11 protein-coding genes, 2 tRNA genes and 1 riboswitch are annotated in these 9,059 nt (G+C 42.5%); of the genes, 11 read left to right on the top strand and 2 right to left on the bottom strand.

Translation table 11 applies throughout. From position 1 onward, the window contains the following. Positions 1-64: 64 nt before the first annotated feature. Entirely contained in the window at positions 65-280 is a 216-nt protein-coding gene (locus tag VGB26_03440; GenBank protein HEX9756836.1) for a hypothetical protein, read from the bottom strand. Positions 281-580: 300 nt separating this feature from the next. Between VGB26_03440 and VGB26_03435 the strand changes: the two genes are divergently transcribed. Next, complete coding sequence (locus tag VGB26_03435; protein HEX9756835.1) at positions 581-2,086, top strand: sodium-dependent transporter; 1,506 nt, start codon at positions 581-583, stop codon at positions 2,084-2,086. Positions 2,087-2,118: 32 nt separating this feature from the next. Here the strand turns inward: VGB26_03435 and VGB26_03430 are convergent, their stop codons facing one another. Continuing rightward, the gene (locus VGB26_03430) at positions 2,119-2,499 is read right to left on the bottom strand and encodes a hypothetical protein (protein HEX9756834.1); all 381 of its coding nucleotides are present in this window, start codon (positions 2,497-2,499) and stop codon (positions 2,119-2,121) included. Positions 2,500-2,766: 267 nt separating this feature from the next. Between VGB26_03430 and VGB26_03425 the strand changes: the two genes are divergently transcribed. The 10 genes from VGB26_03425 to VGB26_03380 all read left to right on the top strand — a co-directional run. Then, the gene (locus tag VGB26_03425) at positions 2,767-3,078 is read left to right on the top strand and encodes an iron-sulfur cluster biosynthesis family protein (GenBank protein HEX9756833.1); all 312 of its coding nucleotides are present in this window, start codon (positions 2,767-2,769) and stop codon (positions 3,076-3,078) included. Positions 3,079-3,106: 28 nt separating this feature from the next. Next, complete coding sequence (gene ettA, locus VGB26_03420; GenBank protein HEX9756832.1) at positions 3,107-4,792, top strand: energy-dependent translational throttle protein EttA; 1,686 nt, start codon at positions 3,107-3,109, stop codon at positions 4,790-4,792. A gap of 74 nt (positions 4,793-4,866) precedes the next feature. After that, positions 4,867-4,943: transfer RNA gene (locus VGB26_03415), tRNA-Arg, on the top strand. A 132-nt stretch (positions 4,944-5,075) separates the two neighbouring features. After that, positions 5,076-5,151: transfer RNA gene (locus VGB26_03410), tRNA-Lys, on the top strand. 321 nt (positions 5,152-5,472) lie between these two features. Next, the gene (locus VGB26_03405; protein ID HEX9756831.1) at positions 5,473-6,273 is read left to right on the top strand and encodes a TIGR04255 family protein; all 801 of its coding nucleotides are present in this window, start codon (positions 5,473-5,475) and stop codon (positions 6,271-6,273) included. Next, positions 6,273-6,944, top strand: coding sequence for a hypothetical protein (locus VGB26_03400; GenBank protein HEX9756830.1), 672 nt, complete (start codon positions 6,273-6,275; stop codon positions 6,942-6,944). The genes VGB26_03405 and VGB26_03400 overlap by 1 nt, the downstream gene beginning before the upstream one ends. 128 nt (positions 6,945-7,072) lie before the next feature. Next, positions 7,073-7,387 carry a hypothetical protein gene (locus VGB26_03395; protein ID HEX9756829.1) on the top strand — a complete coding sequence of 105 codons (315 nt, stop codon included), beginning with the start codon at positions 7,073-7,075 and terminating at the stop codon, positions 7,385-7,387. A gap of 330 nt (positions 7,388-7,717) precedes the next feature. Continuing rightward, positions 7,718-7,789, top strand: a riboswitch (cyclic di-GMP riboswitch). A gap of 54 nt (positions 7,790-7,843) precedes the next feature. Next, positions 7,844-8,512, top strand: coding sequence for a PEP-CTERM sorting domain-containing protein (locus tag VGB26_03390; protein HEX9756828.1), 669 nt, complete (start codon positions 7,844-7,846; stop codon positions 8,510-8,512). Next, positions 8,509-8,811 carry a hypothetical protein gene (locus tag VGB26_03385; GenBank protein HEX9756827.1) on the top strand — a complete coding sequence of 101 codons (303 nt, stop codon included), beginning with the start codon at positions 8,509-8,511 and terminating at the stop codon, positions 8,809-8,811. Before VGB26_03390 ends, VGB26_03385 begins: the two co-directional genes overlap by 4 nt. Positions 8,812-8,851: 40 nt before the next feature. Next, the coding region (locus VGB26_03380; protein ID HEX9756826.1) for a hypothetical protein at positions 8,852-9,059 on the top strand (208 nt) is incomplete at its 3' end.

The raw sequence follows: 9,059 nt of genomic DNA, 5'->3' as shown, positions 1-9,059 counted from the left end.
GAATATCAGATTGATCAAACGTCGCATCATCGGTCCCGTCTCTGCTTGTGTCCTGGATTCATCGTCAAACCAGGACCCCGTGAAAAAGGGGACAGGATACTTTTTCCTTCTTGACGTATGTCAACCATATCGGATTCCCGCTCCCCGATAGAGGCATTCGAGGACAGGTTTCGCGGGAATGACGGGAAGGGCCTGGATTTCCGCTTTCCCCTGCCTGCAAGTGCCCGCCGGACAGGCAGGTAATGACAAAATTTACCCACTCACTTCCACGATGAGCCATTTTTTTTAATTAAAAGCCTCCAAAAAAATTTTTTTTGATGAAATAAGGAAAATCTCTTTTCTGGGTCTCATGAAACTAGGGTATCCGCTTGGAAAAGGAAATGGCAAGTGTATTCTAATCACCCAAAGAATCTCTCGCTTTTTTTATCTTCCAAAAAATTTTTGGTGGAAATGAAAATATTGATCCCGTGTCAAATTCCAAAAGCGCAGGGTCTTAGGGCATGGAGGCTTTATCCGTGAAATTCCCATTTGAAACATGCTATGATGCGGGCCTAATTTGAAAGGAGGGTTGGGTTAAACCATGGGCGAAAAGTCTCCGGTTAAACGGGAAATATGGGGTAGTCAAGCTGGGTTTATCCTCGCCGCGGTGGGGTCAGCGGTTGGTCTGGGTAATATCTGGCGTTTTTCCTATCTCGCTTACGATAATGGAGGGGGGGCATTTTTGGTCCCTTATTTTTTGGCTCTTTTCCTTGCGGGAATTCCATTGCTGATATTGGAGTTTGGAATCGGCCATGAGCGAAACGGCAGTGCTCCTTTGGCCTTTGCGCGCATCAGCAGGAAGTGGGAATGGCTGGGGTGGTGGGCGGTTGTTTTTGTCATGTTTGGGATTGTTTTATATTATGCCGTTATTATTTCCTGGTGCCTGAATTATCTTGTGCTCTCCTTTTCTTTGGCCTGGGGAGATGATCCGAACGCTTTCTTTTTTGATGAATTTCTAAAAAAATCAGAGGGTCCCTTCCAGGTGGGAAATATTCAGATTCCCATTCTTGTGGGGTTGGCCATTGTTTGGTTTTTCAATTGGGCCATCATTTACCGTGGTATTCGTCAGGGAATTGAGTTGGCCAATAAGATTTTTATGCCGCTTCTTTTTCTGTTGACTGCGGTCTTGGTCATCTGGAGCCTGACGTTGGAAGGGGCGGGCACGGGTCTTCGGGCCTATCTCATGCCCGAATTCAAGGCCCTTTTAGAACCCAAAGTTTGGATTGACGCCTTTAGCCAGGTTTTCTTTAGCCTCAGTTTGGGTTTTGGCATTATGATTACCTATGCCAGTTACCTCCCTCGTCGCGCGGATATAACCCGTAGTGCTGTCATCACCGCTTTGTTGGACAGCGGATTTGCAGTGTTTGCCGGTTTGGCTGTGTTTTCCTTGTTGGGTTATATGGCTGGTCAAACCCAAAGTTCGATTGAAGAAGTGGTAACGGCCAGTATCGGTTTGGCTTTTGTTGCCTATCCTAAGGCGATTAGTCTCTTACCGGGAGGTGCGGTATTTGGCGTTCTCTTTTTTGCATCCCTGGTTGTTGCTGGGCTTTCTTCCTCCATTTCTATTATTGAAGCCTTTACCTCAGCGGTTATGGATAAATTTTCCTTTAACCGAAAACGGGTTGTGACAACGGTATGCATTGTCGGTTTTTTAGGAGGGTTAATTTTTACTTCTCAGGGAGGGCTGTTTTGGTTGGATATTGTGGATCATTATATAACCCATTTTGGTCTTGTGGTTGTGGGCCTCCTCGAAGCGTTCCTGGTGGGGTGGCTTTTTCAGATCGAGACCCTTCGGAAGCATATCAATGCGGTTTCAAAAATCAATCTGGGTCCATGGTGGAATATTTTGATTAAAATGGTTGTCCCCATTGTATTGGTCATTATATTAGGGGGTGATCTGGTTAGTGAATTAAGTAAACCTTACGAGGGATATTCTTGGAAGGCGCTTATTTTAATCGGGTTGTTTTGGCTGGCCATTACTTTTTTGGTGGCTTTGGTGTTTACATGGATGCCATGGAAGAAACAACCGAGACAGATGGGAAAATAAACCGGTGGTTCAATCCTGCAGATTGAACCTAATTATGTTGAGTCCTTTGTGTTTACAAAACCAAAGATTTTTTTAAACCAACCCGAGAGCCCAAACCTTTTTCTTTGACTTTCTCCTGGGTCTGGGTATTCCACCCAAACCGGTTGAGAGCCAAGGTAATCCCCCCCACGAAAAGTGATTTGAGAGCGAAGTTGCCGGTAGCCCCGTTGCTGAAGGATTTGAATTAAATTCTGCAATGCGGCTTTTTCGGTGTTGCAAAGCTCAGTGGTTACCCTATAGGTTTCATAAGGGAAAGTGGCTTGAAAGGACCCAGCCCTACAAGTTACCTCCGCCAGTCGGTTAAACCCACGTTGACGTTCATCGAGGCCTGCGATTTGAAATCGATTTTCTTCCTTCGCATTTGATTCCGGCATGGTTCACAGCCCAAGGGACCCGCATGTTTCAGAAACCACACTTCTTTTTTTTAATTCCAACCCAGTGGATTTAAGCTTAAACAACCTGGGTCATAGGGTCAATTCAAATTATGAATTTTATTCGGTATACCCACACCCCCATCCAAAAGGTTTTTGGGTTGAAGACTATGTTTTTACAAAGGGTCTGTGTTAAAATAGCCCGGTTTTTAGATCTGGGTCCAAAAATCTTGGTGTTTGGGTTGTCTTTATTATTAAAAAGGTTTGTAAATGATTAAGGTGACACCGCAAGCGGTTGAAAAGCTGAATCACCTGCTAAGGGAGCACCCAGAGGAGAACTGTGTTCGTGTCCGGATTACGGATCTTGGGGAGGACCGACGGGTTTTTCATATTACGTTGGAGGAAGCATTTCAGCCGGGGGATCAGGTCCAGGAATCCTATGATTTGACCATCGGAATTCCGGAGGAGGATGCCCAATTAATGGAAGGTGCCACATTAGATTACGATGAGACCGAGGGATTTAAGGTTCAGCATCCCAACTCTGAAGAGAATGGTGATCATGATCCCTTTCAACTCAATTAAATAATGATAGACAAGGAGGAATAGGTCCATGGGGGCGGATGATAAACAGATTATTTTCTCACTGGTGGGGGTGGGGAGGGTGTTTCCTCCAAAACGCCAGGTGCTCCGGGATATCTATTTGTCCTTTTACTATGGGGCAAAAATCGGTGTGTTAGGGCTAAATGGGTCCGGAAAGAGTACCCTCCTTCGAATTATAGCGGGCCTGGACAAAGATTTTCTTGGCGAGGTTTCTTTTTCAAAAGGGTATACCGTTGGTTTATTTGAGCAAGAGCCCCAGTTAGAAAAGGGAAAAACCGTTAAGGAGATTGTGCAGGAGGGACGAGCCGAGGTCATGGCTCTTCTCAAAGCCTATGAAGCCGTGAGCAATAAATTAGGGGAGAACATTTCTCCCGATGAAATGGAAAAACTGTTGGAGCATCAAGCCAAACTTCAAGAGAAAATCGAGGAAGCCAATGGCTGGGAGTTGGAAAACGAGCTTGAAGTGGCCATGGACGCTCTGAGGTGCCCGCCTCCCGAAACCAAAGTGGAGGTTTTATCCGGGGGAGAGAAACGCCGGGTGGCCCTCTGCCGCCTTTTGATACAGGAACCTGACATTCTTCTCTTGGATGAACCGACCAACCATCTGGATGCGGAATCGGTTCAATGGTTGGAACAGCATCTTCAGCATTATGAAGGGACTGTTATTGCCGTGACCCATGACCGCTATTTTTTGGATAAAGTAGCGGGGTGGATTTTGGAGTTAGACCGGGGATATGGGATTCCGTTTAAAGGTAACTATTCCTCTTGGCTGGAGCAAAAACAGGAACGGATGAGAAAAGAGGAAAAAGCGGAGTCTCAGCGGCAAAAAACACTTGAGCGGGAATTGGAATGGATACGAATGTCTCCCAAAGGGCGCCAAGCAAAAGGGAAAGCACGCTTGAACCAATACGAGCAACTCATGAGTGAGAAGCAGGAAAAAACCGCTGGGGATTTAGAGATTTATATTCCCCCAGGACCCCGGCTGGGAGATATTGTTTTGGAGGCCAGAGAAATCAGTAAATCTTATGATGATCGCATCCTATATGAGAACCTCTCTTTTTCTCTTCCACGGGGTGGAATCGTTGGAGTGATTGGGCCCAATGGTGCCGGAAAGACCACACTGTTCCGAATGATTACTGGTGACATCAAACCGGATTCCGGAGAAATAAAAGTGGGCGATACGGTTAAAATCGGGTATGTGGATCAGAACCGGTCTCTGGACTCCAAGAAAACAGTTTGGGAAATTATTTCGGGCGAGTCAGATACGGTTAAACTAGGCAATATTGAGGTCAATTCCCGGGGTTATGTGGGACGGTTTAATTTCTCGGGGCCTGATCAGCAAAAGAAGGTGAAGGATCTTTCAGGGGGTGAGCGAAACCGTGTTCATTTAGCCAAGGTTCTAAAAGAGGGGGCAAACCTTTTGATTTTAGATGAGCCCACCAACGATTTAGATGTGAATACCCTTCGGGCTTTGGAAGAGGGGCTGGAGCATTTTGGGGGATGCTGTTTTCTGAGCAGCCATGACCGTTGGTTTTTGGATCGGGTGGCCACCCATATCCTTGCCTTCGAGGGGGACAGTAAGGTGATCTGGTTTGAGGGAAATTACAGCGAATATGACGCGGATCGTAAGAAGCGTTTGGGGAAAGAGGCCGATCAGCCCCATCGTATCCGCTACCGAAAATTGACGAGAGGCTAATCTCTCCCTTGGTGTTGAAAATCTTTCAATCCTTTGCTTATAATGAGGTCCCTTTAGAATTATTGATACATTGTGCGCCTGTAGCTCAGCTGGATAGAGCAACGGCCTCCGGAGCCGTGTGTCGGGGGTTCGAATCCCTTCAGGCGCGCCAAAATTTTTGCTTTGCAAAAATTTGGAGCATTCGAGCAATTGAGCGATAACAAGTTGTTGAAAAAGTCCCATTCATGGTTCGACAAGCTCACCCCTAACGTGTCTAAAAAGGTGTAGGGAATTTAAAAGTAATGGGCCGTTAGCTCAGCTGGTAGAGCAACTGACTCTTAATCAGTGGGTCGCAGGTTCGATCCCTGCACGGCCTACCAAATTTTTCAATAAGTTATAAAAATATTCTAAGATGAGAAGAAGGGGAATGTAGGCGCTATGTAGGCAATAAAAAAGAAACCTATAGAAAAAAAAAGGGGGCAAGAAAAATTGAAACTCCTCTATTCTTTTTCAGAAGGGAGGGTTTTTTTTCAAAAATACCTGTAACCGGTACAATTTTCGAGTCCTAAAGGAGAAAATTAAAGGGTAAACACATTTATTGCCCGGGAGATTTCCGTGAACCTACAAGGGTTTACAGTTTCATTTGGGGCTATTGACCCAAAGGGCCATTTTCTAGTATATTTAATAAGTTAGGTAAATTAATGAATCATTCAAATCCTTTCTCAGGTCCTACTCCAAGTTTTAAGAAACCCCCTATTGCAGAGGTTGCTCTTGGAATACGGTTTAATATTTCAGATAAACTTAAAATTCCACATATTGGTCAACTTTGGAATAAATTTCGCCAAGACTATCCTAAAATCGAACATGCCCCACCAATTGCATCGGGTCAAGGTGATATTCCAGTAGATCCCACAACGGGAATGCCATCCCTTAGAGTGTGGTTTGTAAATGAATCAGAGGATCAATTAATACAATTTCAGGTCGATAGATTCCATTTCAATTGGAGGCGTAAGGAAGCCGACTATCCTCGATATCCTTATATGATTAAGAATTTTGAGAAAGTGTTTGACACAAATAGTATTTTTTTTAAGGAGTATTCCCTGGGACCACTTCAACCAATTGAGTGTGAACTTACTTATATTAATCATTTCAAAAAAGGCCTAGAATGGAATAATAGTGCTGACCTCAGAAAAATTTTTTCTGATTCTCCCTTGATTCAAAAAAAAGAAGGATTTTTGCCAGAACCTGAAGCTATTTCATGGAGGGCGCGGTTTCCATTAGGAGAAGGAAAGGGATCCCTAACTGTGAAATTGGATCATGGTACACTAATCAAGGAAAAAAATAAGGTGTACATTCTCGATTTGACGGCTCGAGGTATGGGTGAATCAACAAATAAGGAAGACATTTTCAAATGGTTTGACCTAGCGCATGAGTGGGTGGTTCGGGGATTTACTGATTTAACAACACCTGAAATTCAAAAAATCTGGGAACGGGAGGAATAATGCCTGAGGTAAAATCTCAAACGAGTGTAACGTCTGAAAGTAATATTCAAAAAGATGAAGCCTCCATTGAGACAGGGACGTTGTCTAACGTACGGGCCTTTGACGTTCGAGTCACTTCCCAGGCAGGAATGCTCGTGTTATCAGAAAAGTTAAAGCACCTAAATTCAGCGGTTGTGAACCCAGAGAAATTGACACTTGTTATTTGCGGTAAAAGTAATGAACCACTTACTCGAGCGGACCTAATTGGCGACACTGATGAAAAAGTTAAAGAAATAATCTTTAAAATTAAAACTTTAATTGATATTCCTCTAGGGGCGAGACTTCTTGTTTTATTTAATGAAACAAAAGAAGAAGACCCTTCAAGTTCCGAAATATCCTATGGGTCACTTATGAATTTCTATAATTTTCTCACCTCCCTTAAAACCCATGGAAAGGTGAAGCGTCCCTTTCTTTCTTTGACGCCGGATAATAATATTTATGCCTCATGGCGGCTTGAAGAAGGGCGAATTTTTAGCATACATTTTTTGCCCGAAGAGGATGTTCGGTTTGTTGTATTCAAGCCAAATGAGAGGCACCCAGACCGAAAAATTAGGGTTTCTGGGACAACAACTACTGACACTATTATTGAAACAGTGGCCCCTTATGGGGTATGGGATTGGATCTCAGAATGAAAGGCGATAGGATACCCGACCAAGATCATGTTGCCCGTTTGTGTAAAAATTTATTTTTTGACCAAGGGAAAATTCAGGCACCCGCCTTTTTTTTAAGACCAGAGGAAGATATTTTATCAGTAAATTGGTTGGAATTTTTTAATTGCCAGGGTAGAGAAAACGAAATTGCTGCGCTTAGGTTAGCTTATTCAAATAAAAACCTAAACGTAAAAAAAAACGCAAGGATTGCAGTCCTAAACGCTGGTGAAGTTTACAGGAAAGTACAAAGGGAAGCTTCAGTTAAAAGGAATTTTGACATCCTCCATGATCCAATTGAAGATGAGGATGACCCCTCCAATAATGACCCATCTCATAGCGGGATTTATGGTTTGAGACCGAATAATGAGGAGATTGCTGAATTAATTTGTGAAACAGATCCTAAGATTTATCCTGCTCGAAGTTAAGAAACTTTATTAAAAATCCTCCTATTCCCCGGTGGAAGTCCAATTGAGGTATTAAGAAAAAAAAACAAGAATTTTCTGAAAAGAAGAAAATTTTATTTTAAATTCAATTACTATCACTGTTGGTTGCGGGGGGGGCGATTTGTCCTGTAGTAAAGGAGATTGAAGCTCCCATCATTGAGGTTATATTTGATTGATTTTATTTGAGTTTTACATAATTTCTGTCCTAATTAAAATCTACACCAAAATTTCATAAAAAATACCCTAAATACCCTATTTACTTTTAATCTGAAATTGTAGTACAAGGTACTTAGGTTAATATCATAAAAACACCTTCCATCATGGCAAACTACTGGTGACGGTAGGGCGCAAAGCAATGGGTCTTTAGATACCCGAGCTTCCGAAGGGACCATAATACTATTGTCATTGTGGGAAACCATTCAAAAGGAGGTCGTTAAAATGAAAATTCTAACCTCTTTCTTCATCCTCGCTGTTTTGATTTTTCCCACATCTTCTGTTTTTGCATTACCAATAACATACGAGATTAAAGGGAACTTTGGAACAATAGAGCACCAGGTAGGAACATCTATATCACTTGCAAATAATAGTTTTATGAAAATTCAATTTACTATTACGGATCCAACTGAAATTTTATCAAGTGACTTGTTCTCAAATTTTGGAAATTTTTCAATTGCATCCGCTTTCGTTACCGCACCCGCCTTTGGTCTATCAAAAGTCAAAGCAACCGATACAAATCTTGATTTGTTTCTTTTTGATGACGGTTCGTTGGAGCAGTTTGGCTTCCACAAAACCAACATAATAACCCCATATTCGTACGAATTTGTAACTCTCTTTGCTAACGAAATCGGATTGGACTTTATTGATAATCCAAATAATACCACGAAACTTAATAAGAAGGTTAAAAACCTTAATCTTATAACACATGGGTGGCAAATTGGTTTCCCAGGAGGCCTTGGCGGGCTTAATTTGGAAGGCGGAACGGTTTTGGGGTTTTATAATGGTGTTTCTAACGCCGAAATTAAGAGTGTTCCCGAACCCTCTTCCTTTTTTCTTCTCGGTTCTGGCCTTGTAGGAATAGCATTAATGAGGAAGAAGCTTAAAAGATGAAAAAGATTATTATAGGTTTTGGATGTTTATTGTTTTTAATCTTTCTTTCAAACCCAGTTTTTTCTGGATGTAAATGGGAATGGGTTTGTGATGAAGATGGGGATTGTGAACATCAACCAATTTGTGACTCAAGTATAGATTTAGCCCCTGTTGAACCACCAGAAGTAAAACCCATTGTTCCCCCTGCACTCGAACCCCTTCCTCCTATTGTGGTTCCTCCAATTGGGACTAAAGAATGTAAAAAGGTCCGGCTTTGCGATACTTATGGAAACTGTAGATGGGATACCGTTTGTGAATAATTAAACCGCAACAAATGTTCAGATTCTTCCTGATGGTTCGTTGACCTCAGAAAATAAGGTCTTTCCAAGAAAAACCAAGGAGTTTGAATATGAGATTATTTCTTCCATTAATGAGCCTGTCCGACAAACCCCTATTTTTCACTTTGCGGTCATGCTGCTTTTCTGTAAAATAGAGCTTCATAATCAACCGATGGAGGGCTGTTATGGGCTATCATTTTCGGCCGTATGCACAAGAGCAGATGTATTTG

This window comes from Nitrospiria bacterium (assembly GCA_036397255.1).
Taxonomy (GTDB): Bacteria; Nitrospirota; Nitrospiria; order DASWJH01; family DASWJH01; genus DASWJH01.
The sequence above is the reverse complement of the archived record's forward strand: the minus strand, read 5'-3'. Positions and strand labels throughout refer to the sequence as shown.